Annotated in this window: 18 protein-coding genes; 8 read left to right on the top strand and 10 right to left on the bottom strand. The window is 34.8% G+C overall.

Features of this window, described 5'->3' with window-relative positions; genetic code table 11:
* Positions 1 to 6: 6 nt before the first annotated feature.
* Positions 7 to 603: a spore protease YyaC gene (yyaC, locus tag Q0977_RS06220; protein WP_124218268.1), complete on the top strand. Its 597-nt coding sequence runs from the start codon at positions 7 to 9 to the stop codon at positions 601 to 603.
* Here yyaC and Q0977_RS06215 read toward each other — a convergent pair.
* The 10 genes from Q0977_RS06215 to rpmH form a co-directional block, all read right to left on the bottom strand.
* Positions 562 to 1,266, bottom strand: a complete 705-nt coding sequence (locus Q0977_RS06215) for a DUF554 domain-containing protein (protein WP_119416627.1) — start codon at positions 1,264 to 1,266, stop codon at positions 562 to 564. The two genes, yyaC and Q0977_RS06215, sit on opposite strands and share 42 nt — an antisense overlap.
* Positions 1,267 to 1,276: 10 nt before the next feature.
* The gene (locus tag Q0977_RS06210; protein ID WP_124218267.1) at positions 1,277 to 2,116 is read right to left on the bottom strand and encodes a ParB/RepB/Spo0J family partition protein; all 840 of its coding nucleotides are present in this window, start codon (positions 2,114 to 2,116) and stop codon (positions 1,277 to 1,279) included.
* Positions 2,109 to 2,870, bottom strand: coding sequence for a ParA family protein (locus Q0977_RS06205; protein ID WP_119416625.1), 762 nt, complete (start codon positions 2,868 to 2,870; stop codon positions 2,109 to 2,111). The genes Q0977_RS06210 and Q0977_RS06205 overlap by 8 nt, the downstream gene beginning before the upstream one ends.
* A 161-nt stretch (positions 2,871 to 3,031) precedes the next feature.
* Complete coding sequence (noc, locus tag Q0977_RS06200) at positions 3,032 to 3,892, bottom strand: nucleoid occlusion protein (protein WP_119416624.1); 861 nt, start codon at positions 3,890 to 3,892, stop codon at positions 3,032 to 3,034.
* 192 nt (positions 3,893 to 4,084) lie between these two features.
* Positions 4,085 to 4,801, bottom strand: coding sequence for a 16S rRNA (guanine(527)-N(7))-methyltransferase RsmG (rsmG, locus tag Q0977_RS06195; RefSeq protein ID WP_119416623.1), 717 nt, complete (start codon positions 4,799 to 4,801; stop codon positions 4,085 to 4,087).
* Between the two features lie 166 nt (positions 4,802 to 4,967).
* A complete protein-coding gene (gene mnmG, locus Q0977_RS06190; protein ID WP_124218266.1) occupies positions 4,968 to 6,854 on the bottom strand; it encodes a tRNA uridine-5-carboxymethylaminomethyl(34) synthesis enzyme MnmG in 1,887 nt (628 codons plus the stop codon).
* Positions 6,855 to 7,015: 161 nt separating this feature from the next.
* Positions 7,016 to 8,401, bottom strand: coding sequence for a tRNA uridine-5-carboxymethylaminomethyl(34) synthesis GTPase MnmE (gene mnmE / locus Q0977_RS06185; protein ID WP_299511515.1), 1,386 nt, complete (start codon positions 8,399 to 8,401; stop codon positions 7,016 to 7,018).
* Between the two features lie 142 nt (positions 8,402 to 8,543).
* A complete protein-coding gene (gene jag, locus Q0977_RS06180) occupies positions 8,544 to 9,368 on the bottom strand; it encodes an RNA-binding cell elongation regulator Jag/EloR (protein WP_299511512.1) in 825 nt (274 codons plus the stop codon).
* Between the two features lie 103 nt (positions 9,369 to 9,471).
* Complete coding sequence (gene rnpA / locus Q0977_RS06175) at positions 9,472 to 9,861, bottom strand: ribonuclease P protein component (RefSeq protein ID WP_119416619.1); 390 nt, start codon at positions 9,859 to 9,861, stop codon at positions 9,472 to 9,474.
* An 86-nt stretch (positions 9,862 to 9,947) separates the two neighbouring features.
* Positions 9,948 to 10,082 carry a 50S ribosomal protein L34 gene (gene rpmH / locus Q0977_RS06170; RefSeq protein ID WP_066791201.1) on the bottom strand — a complete coding sequence of 45 codons (135 nt, stop codon included), beginning with the start codon at positions 10,080 to 10,082 and terminating at the stop codon, positions 9,948 to 9,950.
* Positions 10,083 to 10,658: 576 nt separating this feature from the next.
* Between rpmH and dnaA the strand changes: the two genes are divergently transcribed.
* The 7 genes from dnaA to Q0977_RS06135 all read left to right on the top strand — a co-directional run bounded on the left by dnaA (position 10,659) and on the right by Q0977_RS06135 (position 20,740).
* Complete coding sequence (gene dnaA / locus Q0977_RS06165; protein WP_119416618.1) at positions 10,659 to 12,002, top strand: chromosomal replication initiator protein DnaA; 1,344 nt, start codon at positions 10,659 to 10,661, stop codon at positions 12,000 to 12,002.
* Between the two features lie 179 nt (positions 12,003 to 12,181).
* Positions 12,182 to 13,318 carry a DNA polymerase III subunit beta gene (dnaN, locus tag Q0977_RS06160; RefSeq protein ID WP_119416617.1) on the top strand — a complete coding sequence of 379 codons (1,137 nt, stop codon included), beginning with the start codon at positions 12,182 to 12,184 and terminating at the stop codon, positions 13,316 to 13,318.
* A gap of 184 nt (positions 13,319 to 13,502) precedes the next feature.
* Positions 13,503 to 13,730 (top strand): S4 domain-containing protein YaaA, encoded by a 228-nt coding sequence (gene yaaA / locus Q0977_RS06155; RefSeq protein WP_119416616.1) that lies wholly within the window; start codon positions 13,503 to 13,505, stop codon positions 13,728 to 13,730.
* Position 13,731: 1 nt separating this feature from the next.
* On the top strand, positions 13,732 to 14,853 hold the full coding sequence (gene recF, locus Q0977_RS06150) for a DNA replication/repair protein RecF (protein WP_119416615.1): 1,122 nt from the start codon (positions 13,732 to 13,734) through the stop codon (positions 14,851 to 14,853).
* A 77-nt stretch (positions 14,854 to 14,930) separates the two neighbouring features.
* The gene (gyrB, locus tag Q0977_RS06145; protein WP_119416614.1) at positions 14,931 to 16,856 is read left to right on the top strand and encodes a DNA topoisomerase (ATP-hydrolyzing) subunit B; all 1,926 of its coding nucleotides are present in this window, start codon (positions 14,931 to 14,933) and stop codon (positions 16,854 to 16,856) included.
* Between the two features lie 24 nt (positions 16,857 to 16,880).
* Complete coding sequence (gene gyrA, locus Q0977_RS06140; RefSeq protein ID WP_119416613.1) at positions 16,881 to 19,424, top strand: DNA gyrase subunit A; 2,544 nt, start codon at positions 16,881 to 16,883, stop codon at positions 19,422 to 19,424.
* Between the two features lie 209 nt (positions 19,425 to 19,633).
* Positions 19,634 to 20,740 (top strand): HD-GYP domain-containing protein, encoded by a 1,107-nt coding sequence (locus Q0977_RS06135; protein WP_299511468.1) that lies wholly within the window; start codon positions 19,634 to 19,636, stop codon positions 20,738 to 20,740.
* Positions 20,741 to 21,068: the final 328 nt, after the last annotated feature.

Here is a 21,068-nt window from a genome sequence, read left to right as displayed (position 1 = left end):
ATTCATATGACACTTCCATTATCTAATTCTGCTTTCTCATATGCATTGCACTATCAAGATTCAGGTGCCATTTGGCGATTAAGCTCTTTCTTATTAGAGCATATACCATTTCATCATGAAAATCTTGTATTTTGTTGTATTGGATCTGATCGTTCTACAGGAGATGCTTTAGGGCCCTTAATTGGTAGTTTACTCTCAAACTATATCTCTTTTCCTTATAGAATTATTGGATCTTTAGAACAACCATTACATGCTTTAAACTTAAAAGAAACTGTTGATTCTTTACAGGAACAATCTATTAAACCATTTGTTGTAGCTATTGATGCTTGTTTAGGTGAGCAACAACGGATTGGTGAAATACTTTTTCAACCTGGTCCACTCTTACCAGGTAAAGCTGTAAAAAAAGAATTGCCACCAATTGGGGACGTCTCTATTAAGGGAATCGTCAATTTTGGTGGCTTTATGGAACATACTATATTACAAACTACTAGATTAAATGTGACATATGAAATGAGTAACCGGATTGCACGTGCACTCTACTTGGCATTTCATCGCCATTCACTAAAAAATATGCATAATCGACACTATGAACGCAACCACTAGAATGGCTGGCAAAATATTAGCTACACGGATTTTCGTGAGCCCCATCATATTTAGACCAATAGCTATAATCATAGCACCACCTGTTGCCGTCATTTGTTGTATAAAGGTATCCATTAAAGCATCTGGAACAAGTATGCTTATTTGACCAGCAAACAAAGCGATTGCACCTTGGTATACAAACACCGAAATTGCACTTAATAGTACACCTATACCTAAAGTAGAGGCCAAGAAAATAGCTGTAAATCCATCAATGATACCTTTAGTTATTAATACGGAATGGTCATTTCGAAGGCCACTATCAAGCGCACCTATAATAGCCATTGAACCAATAACAAAGATTAAAGTACCTGTGATAAATCCTTGGGCGATATCGCCATTTTCGCCCTTTTTCCCAATTTTACGCTCTATCCATTTACCAAATCGATTTAACTGTAAATCTAGATCAATCCATTCTCCAATAATTGTCCCAACAACAAGGCTTACGATAACTATAATAAAATTATCGCTCTTAATGCCCATTTGAATACCTAGCACAGTTACAGCAAGTCCAATAACCTGCATGACTGTTTCTTTCATTTTATCAGGAATACCTTGTAGAAACCTCCCGATAATACACCCTACTGCTATAAGCAGTGAGTCAATGATTGTTCCTAATAAGACCACTTAAATTCACTCAATCCTCTAATAAATCTAATATGCGTTCTAAATCATCTTCAGAGAAAAACTCAATTTCTATTTTCCCTTTATTTTTTGTTTTTTTGATTAAAACATTTGTACCAAAGTAATCTCTTAATTGAGACTCTTTTTCTTCAATGAAAATATCCTTTTTCATTTTTTTCTTTGTTTCACGTGGAACTTTCTCATTTAAGGAATGGACTAACGCTTCTAGTTGGCGAACATTTAGATGTTGCTTCATCACTTTTTCAGCAATCATAGGTATTTGTTTTTTATTTTTCAAACCTAATAATGTTCTACCATGTCCCATCGTTAGTTTGCCATCATTCACAAGTTTTTGGACGTCTTTTGGTAATGTTAATAAACGAACATGATTTGCAATGTGTGGACGACTTTTACCTAGCCGTTTGGACAACTCTTCTTGAGTTAAACCTAGATGTTCCATCAAGCTATGATAAGCCTCTGCTTCTTCGATTGGTGTTAGATCTTCACGTTGAAGATTCTCCAAAATGGCTAATTCCATCATTTTTATATCATCGAAATCACGAATAACAGATGGTACAACTGTTAAATTTGCTAACTTCGCTGCACGGAATCGTCTTTCCCCTACAACAATTTCAAACTTTGCACCTTTTTTTCGCAATATAATGGGTTGTAAAATCCCATATTCTTTAATAGATTGAGCTAACTCTTGTAAAGATTCTTTATCGAAAACTTTCCGTGGTTGAAATGGATTTTCTTGTATATCACGAATAGCTGTCTGGGTTACTTTATCTGATTCTAATAATTCTTGGTCTTGAAAAAGTGCACCTAATCCTTTTCCTAATGCTTTAGCCATTTTTAATCACCTCTCTTGCCAATTCTAAATACACTTCTGCACCACGAGATTTGCGATCATAGAGAATAATAGGCTCGCCATGACTTGGTGCTTCACTTAAACGGACATTTCGCGGAATAATCGTTTTATACACTTTGTCTTGGAAATACTTCTTCACTTCATCTATAACTTGTAATCCCAAATTTGTACGAGCATCTAACATTGTTAACAAAACACCATCAATCATTAACTGGTTGTTCAGATGCTTTTGCACAAGACGTATTGTCGATAATAATTGACTTAAACCTTCTAACGCATAGTATTCACATTGTACGGGGATCAAAATAGCATCCGCAGCTGTTAAAGAGTTGATCGTTAATAACCCTAACGATGGAGGACAATCGATAATAATAAAATCATATTCTTTTTTTATATCCTCTATAGCATGCTTTAATCGTACTTCCCTTGAGAGGGTTGATACTAATTCAATTTCTGCTCCTGCGAGTGCAATCGTTGCTGGTACAATATATAAATTATCAGTATTTGTTTTATATATAGCTGTTTCGATTGGCTCATCATCAATGAGTACGTCGTAAATACATTTATCAACTTCCCCTTTATTGATTCCAACACCGCTAGTAGAATTTCCTTGTGGATCCGTATCAATTAATAATACCTTTTTTCCTAATGTAGCAAGGCACGCGCTTAAATTTACAGATGTTGTCGTCTTACCAACGCCGCCCTTTTGGTTTGCAATTGCTATTGTTCTTCCCATGGTGCACCTGCTTTCAGAAACGTATTCATTAAAATGTTTAACATACCTTTTTATACATTCTATCAAAAAAATGATTTCTCGGCTCCATTTACTAGATGAAATCTAAAGAAAAAACTCTTATTCTAATTTTTTCTAGAGTAAGAGTTTTATAGAAAATATGATTATGCTTTCTTCTTAGGAATCTTCACTGTAATTTGGTAAAACTCATCATGTTCTTCCTCTTCGGTTTCTACATGAATACCTGTTTTATTTACCATTGTAAGTGATTGGCGAATAGTATTGAGTGCTATCCGTATATCCCGACTAATCGCTTTACGACGTGGTTTTGCCTTTGTTGTTTTTTCTTTAGGGTTTAATATTTCACTAATTCGTTGTTCTAATTGTCTAACATTATAATCATGCTCAATTGTTTCTTGTAATAACTTCAATTGCAGTTCTTCATCTTTAACAGGAACTAATGCACGCGCATGTCGTTCAGAGATGTCTCTTTTTAAAATTGCCATTTGAATAGTTTCTGGCAATTTTAAAAGGCGAAGTTTATTGGCAATAGTAGATTGCCCTTTGCCTAAACGCTGAGCAAGAGCTTCTTGTGTCAATTCATGTAATTCTAAAAGTTTTTGATAAGCTTGCGCTTCTTCAATCGACGTAAGTTCTTCTCGTTGTAGGTTTTCAATCAGTGCAACAGAAGCCGTTTCTTTATCATTCATTTCACGAATAATTGCTGGCACTTCTGTCCAATTTAATGATTTCATTGCTCGGTAACGACGTTCCCCTGCAATAATTTCATAATGATCCTCATCTAATTTACGTACGACAATTGGTTGAATGACACCATGCGTATGTATTGTTCGTGCTAATTCTTCAATCTTAGAATCATCAAAAATTGTTCGTGGTTGATAGCGGTTTGGACTAATTTTCTCAATAGAAAGCTTTACAACCGATTCCGTATTCTTTACTTCACTTTTTGAGGTGTTTTCTACTTTCTCACCACTTCCAAAAAAACGTGAAAAAGTACTTTTCATCCTTTGGCACCACCTTTAATGATATTTCTCATCTCTTATTTATATCTAGTTTACTTTCTAGTTACTAGAGATGACTATCTATCTATATATATTTACTAACATTATACAAAAAGTAATTATGTTCATTTATCATTATAGTTTCTTTCGATAAAAAACGGTAGATTCCTTTTTTTGTTTCATGTGAAACATATATTAGTGAATCGGTGATTTATTGGGTACTCCAGGCTTACGTGGATATTTTTTTGGAGTATTTTTTATTTTTTCAAAGGCATAAATTGTACGTTCACTGTTTTCAATCGGAAGTAAGAATTCAAACTTATCTACTAGTTTTGTACCAAGAGTCGCTATAGCTCTTTTAGCATCCTTTAATTCTTCATCACCACTAGCTGCTTTCATCGCTACAAAAGTGCCACCCAATTTAACAAGTGGAATACATAGTTCAGATAAAACAGATAATCTAGCAACAGCACGTGCGGTTACCATATCAAATTTTTCTCGATACTCTTTAGCTTGTCCAAAATCTTCTGCACGTGAATGAACAAAATTTACATTTTCTAAATGTAATTCTTCACTTAGATGATTTAAAAATTGGATACGTTTATTTAACGAATCTACAATCGTAATTTTCAAATGTGGGAAACAAATTTTAATAGGGATACTTGGAAACCCAGCACCTGCTCCTACATCACATAGTGACTGAACCTTATCAAAATCAATATAAAATGCAGCACTAATAGAATCATAGAAATGCTTTAAATAAACAGATGGTAAATCAGTTATTGCTGTCAAATTCATCTTTTCATTCCATTCTACCAATGTTTCAAAATAAATATGAAATTGCTGAATTTGTTTATCTGATAACTCAATCCCCTGCGTTTTTAAAGCTTGCACAAACTGTTCTTCGTTCATGTTATTCCCCTTCCATAAGTGCTACTTAAATTTTGTCATTATTTTTAGTATGGCTCTGTTCAACAAAACTGTTTAGTATTACAGTTTTGCGACATATGCCTGTGATTACAGGCATATGAAAACGACAGAGCCCTTCTTCTAACATATACTTGTATTGCTTCTAATTTTAAATTTTCGCGATTCTTCCATGTTCAATATACACCAGTAAAATCGAAATGTCAGCTGGATTAACACCTGAAATACGAGATGCTTGTGCTACTGAAAGTGGACGTACTTCTTTCAACTTTTCTTTTGCTTCTGTTGCAATCCCAGAAATTGCATCATAATCGATATTTTCCGGTATTTTCTTATCTTCCATTTTTTTAAGTTTTTCTACTTGTTGAAGGGCTTTTTCAATATAACCTTCATATTTCACTTGTATTTCAACTTGTTCTTTTACTTCTGTGCTTAACTCTATATCTGATGGTGTCAACGAAGCTACTAAGTCATAATTGACCTCAGGGCGTTTTAATAAATCGGTACCACGGATACCATCTTTTAATGGGCTACTACCAACTGATTGAATAGTAGCTTGAGTTTCCTCATTTGGTTTTAGAATGACATCATGTAAACGAGCAATTTCACCTTCTACTTGTGCTTTTTTCACAAGGAAACGATCATAGCGCTCTTTTGAAATTAACCCTGCTTGATAAGCACGTTCTGTTAAACGCATATCTGCATTGTCGTGACGTAATAATAAACGATATTCTGCACGAGATGTTAATAGTCGATAAGGTTCATTTGTTCCTTTTGTCACTAAATCATCGATTAATACACCAATATAAGCATCTGCGCGTCCAAGGATCATTTCTTCTTTTCCAAGGGCTTTTGCAGCTGCATTTATACCTGCCATTAACCCTTGACCTGCTGCCTCTTCATAACCAGAAGTACCATTAATTTGACCTGCTGTATATAAGTTTTGAATACGTTTTGTTTCAAGTGTTGGCCAAAGCTGAGTAGGAACAATTGCATCATATTCGATAGCATATCCAGCACGCATCATTTCAGCCTTTTCTAGTCCAGGAATTGTTTCAAGCATTTTTCGTTGAATATGTTCCGGTAAACTTGTTGATAGTCCTTGAACATAAACTTCTTGTGTATTGCGACCTTCTGGTTCTAAGAACAATTGGTGACGAGGTTTGTCGTTAAAGCGTACAATTTTTGTTTCAATTGATGGGCAATATCGAGGACCTGTACCTGTGATGACACCTGTGAACATTGGTGATTTATCTAAATTATCATTAATAATTTGGTGTGTTTCTAGACTTGTATATGTTAACCAACATGGAATTTGATCTGTGATAAATTCAGTCGTTTCATAACTGAAAGCACGTGGTTCTGGATCACCTGGTTGAATTTCAGTTTTACTATAATCAATGGTTTTACTATTAACACGTGGTGGTGTACCTGTTTTAAAACGGACCATATCAAACCCTAGTTCACGTAAATTATCGGCAAGCTTGATAGAAGGTTGTTGGTTATTTGGACCACTTGAATATTTCAAATCGCCAATAATAATTTCACCACGTAGGAAAGTACCTGTTGTAATTACGACCGTATTCGCACGGTATATTGCACCTGTTTGTGTAATGACACCTTTTACTTGTCCATCCTCTACGATTAACTCTTCCACCATAGCTTGGTGGATACTAAGGTTTTCTTGATCTTCAAGTAATTTTTTCATTGCATGTTGATACATCACTTTATCAGCTTGTGCACGTAACGCACGAACTGCAGGACCTTTACCAGTGTTTAACATACGCATTTGGATATTTGTCTTGTCGATGATTTTCCCCATCGCTCCACCCATTGCATCAATTTCACGTACAACAATCCCTTTTGCGGGTCCACCAACAGATGGATTACATGGCATAAAAGCAATCATATCTAAATTTATTGTTAATACTAAAGTTTTTGCACCCATTCTAGCTGAGGCATATGCAGCTTCTACTCCTGCATGACCAGCTCCAATTACTACAACGTCGAACGTGCCTGCTTCATAATTTGTTAGCACTGCTCGTTACTTCCTTTCTTTTTTAGAGTTTCCTTTGCTTCAATAGACAATAAGTAGTTAGTTGATAATGATCCTTCAGCCTATCAAGTAATTGCCTATAAAAGCTATTCAACTTACACCTAGAGGTCTTCATCTGCTAAGTATAATGTTGAATCCTTCTATTATTTTCCTAAGCAGAATTGCGAGAATAACTGATTAATCAAGCTATCTTGTACTGTATCTCCAACAATTTCACCTAGAATTTCCCATGACCTAGTTACATCAATTTGAATCATATCTACAGGAACACCTGCATTTGCAGCGCCAATTGCATCATTAATGCGATCAAGTGCTTGATGCAGTAATGCAATATGCCTAGCATTTGAAACATATGTTAAATCGCCTGCTTCAACAGATCCTTCAAAGAATAATGCTGCAATAGCCTCTTCAAGCTCTGCAACACCTTCTTCTTGTAATAGAGAAGTGGTGACTAATTTACGATTACCTGCAAGTTCTCTCACACGGTTTAAATCAATTTTTTGTGGTAAATCTGTTTTATTGACAACGACGATAAAATCCATGTTTTGAATTGTTTCAAATAATCGTTCGTCTTCCTCTGTTAGCTCGTCATTATAGTTTACAACAAGTAAGATTAAATCTGCTTCTTTTAAGACTTGGCGAGATCTTTCTACTCCGATTCGTTCAACAATATCTTCTGTCTCACGAATTCCTGCTGTATCTACTAAACGAAGAGGTACGCCACGTACATTGACGTATTCTTCAATAATATCACGTGTTGTACCCGCTACATCAGTGACAATTGCTTTATTTTCTTGAACTAAGCTATTTAGTAATGAGGATTTCCCTACATTTGGTCGCCCCAATATAACCGTTGATAATCCTTCTCGCAATATTTTCCCTTGAGAAGATGTCTGAAGTAATTTTTCAATTTCTTGCTTTACCCAAGTAGATTTTTCTAACATTAACGGAATTGTCATTTCCTCAACATCATCATACTCTGGATAATCTATATTTACTTCTACTTGCGCTAATACTTCTATTAATGCTTGACGTAATTGATTAATTAGGCGAGATAGTTTACCATCCATTTGACCTAGTGCTACATTCATCGCCTTATCTGTTTTAGCTCGAATTAAATCCATGACAGCTTCTGCCTGTGATAAATCAATACGACCATTTAAAAATGCTCTTTTCGTAAATTCACCTGGTTCAGCCAATCTCGCTCCATTTCTAAGTACTAACTGAAGAACACGGTTCACTGAAACAAGACCGCCATGGCAATTGATTTCTACTACATCTTCTCTCGTGAAAGTCTTTGGTCCTTTCATCATCGATAACATTACTTCTTCTACTATTTCGCCTGTTTCAACCTCTTTTAAATGGCCATAGTGAATTGTGTGAGAAGGCTGTGCTGATAATTTTTTACCACTTGGCGAATGAAAAATACGATCTGCTATTTCAATTGCTTGGTCACCGCTTAATCGGACAATTGCTATTGCCCCTTCACCCATTGGTGTGGATATCGCTGCAATTGTATCAAATTCCATATTTTTTACCTCCTACGTTGGAAAAAGTTATCCACATGTGGATAACAAAACATCTAATTCTCTAATTTTTTATAATACCATATAGCAAAAAAATGAGTCCTTCTCAACTCTTGAGAAGGACTCTTTCACAATCCTTGAAATTTTATCTAATTGGCTCAATCACTAAATGACGTTTGATATCTTCACCTTTTGAATAGGTCTCAACGTCTACTCGATTTGCTAATACATGGTGGATGATCTTACGTTCATTTGCCGGCATTGGCTCAAGTTCTACTTTTCTTCCCGTATGAACTGCTTTGTCTGCCATACGATTTGCCAATAATTCTAGTGATTTTTGACGTCTTTCGCGATAATTTTCAACATCTAATTTTACCAATATGAAACGTTTGATGTACTGATGTGCTACTAATTGTGCTAATTGTTGAAGAGCATTCAATGTTTGACCACGCTTACCAATTAAAAGAGCAGCTTTTTCGCTAGATAGTCGGTAATTAATCGTTTTACCCTTTTGTTCAACCTGAATTGTAAGGTCTTGAATACCTAATTGTATTGCAATTTCGGTAATATATTCTTTAACCTTTTCGATTGCTTCTGAATAATCTACCATTCCGGTATCTTCTTGTTCTTCCTGCAAATCTTTTGGTTCAACCACATCAATTGTTGGTTTTTCTAAGGTCGAAATTGCACTGATCCTAGTATCAATTTCATCTTGTTCTTTATCTTGCTGAATAGAATTTATTCTGAATACAAATTCGGATTCCTCTATATCTTCTTGTTTGGTACTTGGTTTTTCAATTTGTTTTTCTGTTACACGAATTAGTGCTTTTCGTGAACCAATTCCTAAAAAACCTCTTTTTGCTTCTTGAATAATTTCAACATCTACTTGTTTACGAGTAAGGTTAAGCTCATGTAAGGCAAGCAAAATTGCTTCCTCTACAGTTGCGCCTGTTTGCGTAATCTGTTTCACTTTGGGCCCCTCCTGTTTTCGCAGGTTTTGTTGTTTTTCAAAGCTTACTTTACAAGATTCGATTCTATCTAGATCCAGCATAATCAACGAATTCCCTGCAAGATTATTTGCTTTTTTTTATTCTATCATGGGATTTCTTGTTGTCTCTACTACTTCTTCTTAAAACCTTTGCGATTTTCAATACATGTTCAAGGCTTTTCTTTGTTTCATGAAAATTCATGGTGGCCGCCGGATTTCGGGCGATAATGACGTAGTCCATATTTTGTGGAAGCTCATCGTTTAACTCAAAAAAGCTTTGACGGACATAACGTTTAATTTGATTTCTTGTGACTGCCTTTGCAATTTTTTTACTAACGGATAACCCAATTCTAAATTCATCTTGTCCATCTTTTTCAAGATAATAGATAACAAATTGGCGATTCGCAAAAGACTTCCCTTTTTTGAACACTTTCTGAAAGTCCTCGTTCTTTTTAATTCTGCGGCGTTTTTTCATTTTTTGCACCTGCTTATTCTTTTTTCCTCTTCTACCTCATATTATAAAAGAAAAAAGACCACTGAGTATGTTCAGTGGACTTATGCTTATGCTGATAATACTTTTCTTCCTTTACGACGGCGAGCTGCGATCACTTTACGACCGTTTTTAGTAGCCATACGTGCACGGAAGCCATGTACTTTACTATGCTTACGTTTTTTCGGTTGGTATGTGCGTTTCATTTATATGACACCTCCTGATGAAAGTCTATTATCTAAATACTACAGACAGTCTTGGATATTATAGCTATTATCAGGCTACTTTGTCAACTCCCTTTAAAATAATCACTTTAATCTTAAAGAAGTTCTTTATCCCTTTCACGCTTTCACGCTATCATGCTAAGTTATCCACACTTAAATGATTTTTACTCTTTTTTCATTGTGAACACTTTTTTATCTTTTTAAAAATATCCACAGCACTTACCTACAGTTTTTACACAAGCTCATATGTTGTGGATAAATCAACGGTGAATAATTATGCATTTTGTGGATAACCTTTTTAAACTCTTGTCATACTTTACTTTTCCTGATACAATTATTGTGTTTTACTCTGTAAATAAATCTTGCTATACAAAGTCTTATCCACAATTGTTAATAACTTGTGGATAATTTTATCCACTGATGTAGAATAAGATTTATCCACAGAATGTGTTTACTGTGATTAACAGTTAGATTATAATCTAATCTTGATATAATTTTTATTTAACCAACTACTGTAATTATTTTATAGAATAGTTTTTTTAGAAAAGGAGAAAGAGCTTGGAACATATTGAAGAGTTATGGGACAAAGTACTCTCAGAAGCGAAGAAGAAGATTTCCAAACCAAGCTTTGAAACTTGGCTGAAGTCAACGAAATTGTTAGCCTACACTGGTGATACTGTAACAATTGCTGCTCCCAATTCTTTCGGCCGTGAGTGGCTTGAAAACCATTATGTACACTTAATCGCAGCAATTTTAGCTGAATTAACAGGTAAGGATTTACACATTCGTTTCGTTGTTCAACAGGATCCAAACATAGAGGATTTTGATATCCCATCTACACCCATTCAAAAAAAGCACGAGGAACAACCTGAAACTTCCTCTGGCATGTTAAATACAAAAAATACATTTGATACATTTGTTATTGGATCAGGTAATCGCTTTGCACATGCAGCTTCATTAGCAGTAGCTGAAGCACCTGCTAAGGCCTATAATCCGCTATTTATCTATGGTGGTGTTGGCTTAGGTAAAACTCACCTAATGCATGCTATTGGTCATTATGTATTGGAACATAATCCAAAAGCAAAAGTAGTTTATCTATCGTCTGAAAAATTTACCAATGAATTTATTAACTCTATTCGTGATAATAGAGCTGAGGAATTTCGTAATAAATACCGTAGTGTAGATGTATTACTAATTGATGATATTCAATTTTTGGCTGGAAAAGAATCAACTCAAGAAGAATTTTTCCATACATTTAATACGCTACATGAGGAATCAAAACAAATCGTAATTTCTAGTGATCGTCCTCCAAAAGAAATTCCAACATTAGAGGATCGCCTACGTTCACGCTTTGAATGGGGTCTAATTACAGATATTGCCCCACCTGATTTAGAGACACGCATTGCTATTTTACGCAAAAAGGCAAAGGCTGATAATTTGGATATTCCAAATGAAGTTATGCTCTATATCGCAAATCAAATTGATTCTAATATCCGTGAATTAGAGGGTGCCCTAATTCGTGTTGTAGCATACTCATCACTTGTAAATGAAGATATTTCGGCAGAATTAGCTGCACAAGCATTAAAAAATATTATTCCTAATGCTACACCTCGGATTTTAACAATTTTAGATATACAAAAGGCGGTAGGCGAGCATTATCATATTAAGCTAGAAGACTTTACAGCTAAAAAACGAACAAAATCTATTGCATTCCCTAGACAAGTAGCTATGTATCTTTCTCGTGAAATGACTGATTGTTCTTTACCTAAAATAGGTGATGAATTTGGAGGCCGTGACCATACCACTGTTATCCATGCTCATGAAAAAATTTCATCACTTCTTAAAGATGATCAAGGTCTTCAACAAGATATTAAGCAGATTAAAAGCATGCTAGGAAAATAATTTTTGCTGTGGATAACAAGAAAGTTAACAACAAATTTATACACAGTCTATCTACATGTGGATAGACTGATTTTATTTGCTTTAAGAGACTTATCCACAAATCCACAGCCCCTATTACTATTTCTATTATTCTTTTAAATAATAAAATAATAAAAAATATAATAAGTGAGGTCATAAACATGAAGTTCGATATCATAAGAGATCGTTTGCTAGATGGATTAAATGATGTCATGAAAGCAGTTAGTTCCAAAACAACTATTCCTATTTTGACAGGTATTAAAATTGACATATCTACTGAAGGTATGACATTAACAGGTAGTGATGCAGACATTACTATTCAAACTTCAATTCCTGTAGAAGAAGATGGAAAACAACTTATCCATGTCCATGAAACAGGTTCAATTGTGTTACAAGCTAAAATGTTCAATGAAATTGTACGTAAATTACCTACAAATGAAGTTGAAATTGAAGTAACTGAAAATTTTCAAACAAGAATTCAATCAGGTAAATCTGATTTCCACTTAATTGGATTAGATGCAACTGAATATCCAATGCTTCCTGAAATATCACCTGATCGACAAATTACTTTACCTGCAGATTTACTTAAATCTGTTATTCGTGAAACTGTTTTTGCTGTTTCTACATCCGAAAGTCGACCAGTGTTGACAGGTGTAAAATGGCAAATCAAAGAAGATGGACTTATTTGTATTGCTACAGATAGTCATCGTTTAGCTCGCCGTAAAGTTACTTTAGACCATACTCCAACTGAAGAAGCAGATGTTGTTATTCCAGGTAAAAGTTTAACTGAATTAAGTAAAATTTTAAGTGATTCAAATACACCTGTAGATATATTTATGACGAACCAACAAGTTTTATTCAAAACTTCAGATGTTTTATTTTTCTCACGTTTGCTAGAAGGCAATTATCCTGAAACTTCTCGCTTAATCCCAGATGAATACAACACAACTGTAACAATCAATGGTAAAACTTTACTTCAAGCTATCGATCGCGCATCATTACTTGCACGCGAAGATAGAAATAATGTTGTCCGTTTTTCAACTGTAGGAGATAACAATATAGAAATTTCATCAAACTCACCTGAAATTGGTAAAGTTGAAGAAGAAATTCATGTAGAGTCACTTGAAGGTGAAGAATTACGCATTTCTTTCAGTGCAAAATATATGATGGATGCATTAAAAGCAATTGATGGACAAGAAATTACGATCCAATTCACAGGAGCAATGCGTCCATTTACGATCCAATCTCTAAATGATGATGCTATATTACAATTGATTTTGCCTGTAAGAACATATTAATTATTTTTCTAATATAACGTGTTAAATTATTTCCCAAAATAAATTAGTATCTGGTACTAATTTATAAAATTTAAGTGATTTTTCTTCAAAAGGGTAGTCGATAAGATGACTATCCTTTTTACTTATGAACAAAAGTTCGGTAAAATAGAGATAAGATAGAATGAGAAGTAGAGGATGAAAAATAGTGAATGAGATTGTATTAGAAAGTGAATTTGTAACACTGGGGCAATTTCTTAAAATGACGGATGCAATAAGCTCTGGTGGTATGGCTAAATGGTTTTTGCAAGAAAATGATGTTTATGTAAATGGCGAGGTTGATCGTAGAAGAGGCCGTAAACTACATGTAGGAGATTTAGTGAATATTCCAGGATGTGGTAGATTTTGTCTAATAGAGCCTCAAGGCGAGGAATAGTATGCATATAGAGAGACTAAAGCTGACAAACTACAGGAATTATGAATCTCTCGATTTATCTTTCTCCCCGAAGATTAATGTTTTAATTGGTGAAAATGCACAAGGTAAGACAAATGTTATGGAGTCTATTTATGTTTTAGCTATGGCGAAATCTCATCGTACATCTAGCGATAAAGAATTGATACGATGGGAGAAAGATTATGGTAAAATAGAAGGTGATGTTCAGAAAAAGTATGGTCACCTACCTTTAGAGCTAACTATTTCTAAAAAAGGGAAAAAGGCAAAGGTAAATCACTTAGAACAAAGTCGTTTGAGTGACTATATTGGACAAATGAACGTTGTAATGTTTGCACCAGAAGACTTAACAGTAGTGAAAGGCAGTCCTCAAATTAGAAGGCGTTTTCTCGATATGGAAATCGGGCAAATTTCTCCAGTATATTTACATGATTTATTAACTTTCCAAAAGTTGCTAAAACAACGAAATCATTTACTTAAACAAAATCAAGGCAAACAGACATTGCAAGATGTGATGTTTGATGTATATACAGAACAATATATTGAAGCAGCTGTTAAGGTGATTCATAAAAGATTTTACTTCATGGAGCTATTACAAGAATGGGCGGGTCCAATCCATCATGGTATTTCAAGAAATCTTGAAGAGATGACAATCCGTTATCGCCCAGTTAGTGGTATGGATGCTGAATGGTCACTTGAACAAATGACTGCTCATTTAACTATGAAATTGAAGGAATCTTTACCTCGTGAATTAGAACGAGGCGTTACACTGGTTGGTCCACATCGGGACGATTTACAATTTATTGTAAACGGCTATGATGTACAAACCTTCGGATCACAAGGTCAACAACGGACAACGGCTTTATCACTTAAATTAGCTGAAATAGAACTTATTAAACAAGAAGTTGGGGAAGCGCCCATTTTACTGTTGGATGATGTTCTTTCAGAATTAGATGATTACCGTCAGTCTCATTTACTAAATACGATTAAAGGTGAAGTACAGACCTTTGTGACTACAACGAGTGTAGAAGGTATAGATCATGAAACAATACGTGAAGCAGCAATGTTTCATGTGAAACAAGGTTCCGTGGATACTAAGGAAATCTAGTATTCCGCGGATTTTATAGGTTTAAGAGAGTTAGAAATAATGCATACTATTGCTAGGAAAGAGTAGGTGGAATAATAATGGCAATCGAAGATAATAACAAGCCTGCTGCATATGATGCCGAGCAGATTCAAGTATTAGAGGGGTTAGAAGCCGTTCGTAAACGTCCCGGTATGTATATCGGTACTACAAGTTCCAAAGGGTTACACCACTTAGTTTGGGAAATTGTAGATAATAGTATTGATGAAGCATTGGCTGGCTATTGTACAGATATTACAGTAGCGATTGAAAAAGATAATTGGATTCGAGTAGAAGATAATGGTCGTGGTATTCCGGTTGACACACAAGAAAAAATCGGGAAGCCAGCTGTAGAAGTAATTATGACTGTACTCCATGCTGGTGGTAAATTTGGCGGTGGAGGATACAAAGTATCTGGTGGCCTACATGGTGTAGGTGCTTCAGTTGTGAACGCACTGTCCGTAGAGACAATTGTACAAGTTCACAGAGATGGTCACATTCATGAGATAAGATTTGAACGTGGTAAAACTGTTCAACCGTTAAAAGTTATAGGTGACACTGACCACAATGGTACTACAACACGCTTTAAGGCAGATGCTGAAATTTTTAAAGAGACAACAGTTTATGAATTTGATATCTTAGCACATCGTATCCGTGAACTAGCTTATTTAAACCGAGGTATTAAAATTTCTATCGTCGATGAACGTGGTGAGGAAATACGTAAAAACACTTACCATTATGAAGGCGGTATTAAATCATATGTTGAACATATAAACGAGAAGAAAGAGCCCCTTCATGAAGCGATTGACTTGAAGGGTGAAAAAGATGGTATCTCCGTTGAAATTGCTATGCAATATAATTCAGGCTTTGCCTCTAATATATTCTCTTTTGCAAATAATATTAATACTTACGAAGGCGGTACACACGAATCAGGATTTAAAACAGCACTTACTCGTGTAATTAATGACTATGCCCGAAAAAATAATTTATTAAAAGATTCAGATGCTAATTTATCTGGAGAAGATGTTCGTGAAGGATTAGTTGCCATCGTATCAGTTAAGCATCCTGATCCTCAATTTGAAGGGCAAACTAAAACAAAATTAGGCAACTCTGAAGTGAGCACAATCACAAATTCTTTATTCTCCGAACGCTTTGAAAGATTTTTGTTGGAAAATCCAACAGTAGCAAGAACAATTGTAGATAAAGGGTTGGTTGCATCACGTGCACGTGTAGCAGCTAAAAAAGCCCGTGAAATGACTAGACGAAAATCAGCTTTAGAAGTATCTAATTTACCTGGGAAGCTTGCAGACTGTTCTTCTCGTCATCCTGAAGAATGCGAAGTTTACATCGTAGAAGGTGACTCCGCTGGTGGTTCTGCTAAGTCAGGTCGTGATCGACATTTCCAAGCCATATTGCCACTAAGAGGTAAAATTTTAAACGTTGAAAAAGCACGTTTAGATCGTATTTTATCTAATGCTGAAATCCGAGCTATGATTACAGCCATTGGTACTGGTATTGGCGAAGAGTTTGATTTGCAAAAAGCACGCTATCACAAAATTGTTATTATGACAGATGCTGATGTCGACGGTGCTCATATTAGAACTCTATTATTAACATTCTTCTTCCGCTTTATGCGACCACTTATTGAAGCTGGATATGTCTATATTGCACAGCCACCATTATTTAAAGTGGCACAAGGTAAACACGTAGAATATTGCTATAGTGATAAAGAGTTACAGGCAATTTTAGAACGCCTACCTAAGCAACCAAAACCGGGTATCCAAAGATATAAAGGGCTTGGTGAAATGGATGCTGAGCAATTATGGGACACTACAATGGATCCAGAGCATCGCGTTCTTTTACAAGTTGAATTGGATGATGCTATTGAAGCAGATCAAACATTTGAACAACTAATGGGTGATGATGTTGAACCAAGACGTCAATTTATTCACGAAAATGCTGTTTTTGTAGAAAACTTAGATATTTAGAAATTTTGAAGGGAGGTCTATACTTTGTCTGAAGAAAACAACTCCGGAGTTAAAGGAGTTAATATAACAAAAACAATAAGAACTTCATTTTTAGATTATGCAATGAGTGTTATCGTCTCTCGTGCACTACCAGACGTGCGTGATGGGCTTAAACCCGTACAACGCCGTATCTTATATGGTATGCAAGAGTTAGGCAGTACTTCTGATAAACCGTATAAAAAATCTGCTCGTATCGTTGGGGATGTAATGGGTAAGTATCACCCTCATGGTGACTCTTCTATTTACGAAGCAATGGTTCGTATGGCACAAGATTTTAGCTACCGCTATATGTTAGTAGATGGTCATGGTAACTTTGGTTCTGTAGATGGTGATGGGGCAGCTGCTATGCGTTATACAGAATCACGTATGTCTAAAATTTCTATGGAAATGTTACGTGATATTAACAAAGATACAATTGATTATCAAGATAACTATGATGGTAATGAAAAAGAACCGATTGTGTTACCCGCACGTTATCCAAATTTACTTGTTAATGGGGCATCAGGGATTGCAGTAGGTATGGCCACTAATATTCCACCGCATCAATTAGGAGAAATTATTGATGGTGTATTGGCACTGTCGAATAATCCTGCTATTACAACAGAAGAATTGATGGACATTATCCCAGGACCAGATTTTCCAACCGGAGCTTTAATATTAGGACGAAGCGGTATCCGTAAAGCATATGAAACTGGCCGTGGCTCTATCATTATACGTGCACGCGTTGAAATCGAACAAAAATCGAGTGGTAAAGAAGTAATTGTAATTCATGAGCTTCCTTACCAAGTGAACAAAGCACGCCTAATAGAAAAAATTGCGGAACTAGTACGAGATAAGAAAATTGACGGTATAACAAATATCCGCGATGAATCTGACCGTACTGGTATGCGTGTTACCATTGATGTACGTAAAGATGCAAATGCAAATGTAGTATTAAATAATTTATATAAACAAACAGCTATGCAAACAAGCTTTGGTATTAATATGCTAGCTCTTGTTGATGGGCAACCAAAGGTATTAAGTTTGAAAGAAGCACTTTACCATTATTTAGAACACCAAAAAATTGTTATTCGTAGAAGAACTGAATTTGAATTACGTAAAGCCGAAAATCGTGCGCATATCTTAGAAGGTTTACGTATCGCACTTGATCATATTGATGAAATTATTAGCCTTATACGTGCATCTCAAACAGCTGAAGAAGCTAAAAATGGCTTAATGGAAACATTCGATTTAAGTGAACGTCAAGCTCAAGCAATTTTAGATATGCGTTTACAACGTTTAACAGGTTTAGAACGCGATAAAATTGAAGCAGAATATCAAGAATTATTAGCTCTTATAAAAGAATTAAAAGAAATACTAGCAGATGAATCAAGAATTCTTCAAATCATACATGATGAATTGCTAGAAATAAAAGAACGATTTAATGATGCACGTCGTACGGAAATTACTGCTGGCGGTTTTGAAATGATTGAAGATGAGGATTTAATTCCACGTGAAAATTCAGTTATTACATTGACACATAATAGCTATATTAAACGACTACCAGCTAATACTTACCGTAGCCAACGTCGTGGCGGTCGTGGTGTACAAGGTATGGGAACACATGAAGATGACTTTGTAGAACACTTATTATACACATCTACACACGATACCATCCTATTCTTTACATCAAAAGGTAAAGTATTTAAAGCAAAGGGTTACGAAATTCCTGAATTTGGTCGGACAGCTAAAGGTCTTCCATTAGTCAATTTACTAAATATTGATAAGGAGGAAAAAGTAACTGCGATGATCCGTGTAGCATCATATGATGAAGATGCATACTTTGTCTTCACTACACGTACGGGTGTTACTAAGCGTACACCATTATCTAACTTTGCTAATATACGAACTAACGGTTTAATTGCAATTTCGTTACGTGATGATGACGAGCTAATCTCGGTACGATTAACAGACGGTAAAAAAGAGATTATCATTGGTACACATAATGGTATGTTAGTGCGGTTCAATGAAGGAGATATTCGTTCAATGGGGCGTACGGCAGCTGGTGTTCGTGGTATTCGATTAAGAGATGAAGACTATGTAGTAGGCATGGAAATCATTGAACCTGAGCAAGAAATTCTTGTTGTTACAGAAAAAGGTTATGGTAAACGAACTCCTGAAGGTGAATATCGTTTGCAAAATCGTGGTGGTGTTGGTATTAAGACTTGCCAAATCACAGATAAAAATGGTCCACTAGTAGCTGTTAAAACAGTTGATGGTCAAGAGGACATAATGCTTATGACTATTAATGGTATGCTTATTCGTATGGATATTAATGATATTTCAGTAACTGGTCGAAGTACTCAAGGTGTCCGTCTAATCCGTTTAAGTGATGAAGAATTAGTTGCCTCTGTTGCAAAAGTGAAAAAAGAAACAGATGAAGAAGATCCTGATCTAACTGAAGATGAATTAGAGGAATTGGAGTCTGTAGAAACAACTGAAGAAGAAACTGAAGTGAAAAGTGATAATAGTGAAACTTCAGAAGAATAATTATTCAATAGATAATCTAATCTTGATAGTTAAGAGAGGGACGCGATAAGCGTCTCTTTTTCTATAACGGGGGTTGGAACGTGTTTGAAATTGCATAGCTTGTCATAATAATTTTTCAATATTTATAGATATGTATTCTACTATTACAATTGGAAAATAATTCAGTTACAATAAACCATATATAAAGGAATTACAAAGGGGTAATTTATTTGAAGACTAAATTAGTAAAAGTTTCTGATTTAAAATTAGGTAGTGTTATCGCAAATGATATAAAGGCTAACACCCAATATCCGATTATTTATAAAAATACAAAAATTACTCGTGAACATTTACCAGTATTAAAGGCTTTTCAAATTTCCCAAGTCACGATAATTTCTTCTCCTCTAGGTTCTAATAAGATTGAAAATGAAGATGATGGACTAATACCTATTGAACAAGAAAATATAATAGATTCAGCTTCAATTATGCCTTTTGAAAGAAAATATATAGATGTTGTTAATAAGATTAAAAAGGAATTTATAAACTGGGAATCCGGTAGCAAAGTAAATATTACAAAAGTTAGAACATATATTTTACCTTTAATAGACCTTGTATTAGAAAATAGAGATAAAGTATTTACTTTAAATGAATTTTCAACAAGTGAGGATTACATATACCATCACTCAGTGGCTATCAGTTTAATTTGTGCAGTTATTGCACAAAAGATGGGCTATAGTAAAGGGGATATACTCCAAATTGCTATAGCAGGTGCAGTAGCTGACTGTGGAATGGCGAAAATTAATAAAAAGATTAGAGAAAAGACTGGGCCATTAACAGAATATGAGTTCAAAGAGATTCAAGAGCATCCTTATTACAGTCTCCAAATGATCAACAGTATTACAATTCTTAAACAGGAAATGAAAATCGCTGTGTATCAACATCATGAAAGATTAGATGGTAGTGGCTATCCTAGAGGGGAAAAGGGAAGTAAAATCTCAATATTTTCACATATAATTGCTGTTGCAGATGTGTTCCATGCAATGACTTGTGAAAGAATATATCAATCAAAAGAATCACCGTTTAAAGTGTTAGAAATGATCCGAGAAACAGAATTTGGAAAGTTTAACATACAGGTAGTACAAGCTTTAATGACTTGTGTTACGGACTTACCATTAGGATCTAAAGTAGAATTATCAAATGGCTTAGAAGCTTCTATCATATTTACTAATAAAACGTCACCTACAAGACCTGTTATTAAAGTAGTTGAATCAAATGAAATTATTGATCTCTCAAAATATAGAAATATATATATAGAACGTTTAATTTTAGAAAGGTAGCAGGCAAATGATTTTATAGAATTAGGAGAATAAAGAACTGTACTCTATTGGTATTTTTTTACATTAGCAGGTAGTAGCCTTTTTTGGATTTAGATTAAAAAATAGAAAGGGAAACTACCTGTGGTATGCTGCAGAAGTTTAGGATATTGAATTAAAAGTAATTGTGAATCTCCTTCTTACATTTAAAATTTCATTTTCTTTTAAAATAGCATTGACAATCTTTCTACTATTAGATATACTATTTAAGTCGCTAACAGATGAAATATTAAATGATAAACATCTTATTAAAAAAAGATGTTGACATTGAAAATTTATAGTGATATAATAA

The organism is uncultured Rummeliibacillus sp. (assembly GCF_934216135.1).
Lineage (GTDB): Bacteria > Bacillota > Bacilli > Bacillales_A > Planococcaceae > Rummeliibacillus.
Note: the sequence above shows the minus strand (reverse complement) of the source record. Positions and strands in the feature narration are given on the sequence as shown.

Excerpts from the sequence above, each read along its gene's own strand:
- yyaC (WP_124218268.1), top strand. The coding sequence starts at position 7 with ATGACACTTCCATTATCTAATTCTGCTTTCTCATATGCATTGCACTAT.
- Q0977_RS06210 (WP_124218267.1), bottom strand. The coding sequence starts at position 2,116 with ATGGCTAAAGCATTAGGAAAAGGATTAGGTGCACTTTTTCAAGACCAA.
- Q0977_RS06205 (WP_119416625.1), bottom strand. The coding sequence starts at position 2,870 with ATGGGAAGAACAATAGCAATTGCAAACCAAAAGGGCGGCGTTGGTAAG.
- noc (WP_119416624.1), bottom strand. The coding sequence starts at position 3,892 with ATGAAAAGTACTTTTTCACGTTTTTTTGGAAGTGGTGAGAAAGTAGAA.
- rsmG (WP_119416623.1), bottom strand. The coding sequence starts at position 4,801 with ATGAACGAAGAACAGTTTGTGCAAGCTTTAAAAACGCAGGGGATTGAG.
- mnmE (WP_299511515.1), bottom strand. The coding sequence starts at position 8,401 with ATGGAATTTGATACAATTGCAGCGATATCCACACCAATGGGTGAAGGG.
- rnpA (WP_119416619.1), bottom strand. The coding sequence starts at position 9,861 with ATGAAAAAACGCCGCAGAATTAAAAAGAACGAGGACTTTCAGAAAGTG.
- rpmH (WP_066791201.1), bottom strand. The coding sequence starts at position 10,082 with ATGAAACGCACATACCAACCGAAAAAACGTAAGCATAGTAAAGTACAT.
- dnaN (WP_119416617.1), top strand. The coding sequence starts at position 12,182 with ATGAAGTTCGATATCATAAGAGATCGTTTGCTAGATGGATTAAATGAT.
- recF (WP_119416615.1), top strand. The coding sequence starts at position 13,732 with ATGCATATAGAGAGACTAAAGCTGACAAACTACAGGAATTATGAATCT.
- gyrB (WP_119416614.1), top strand. The coding sequence starts at position 14,931 with ATGGCAATCGAAGATAATAACAAGCCTGCTGCATATGATGCCGAGCAG.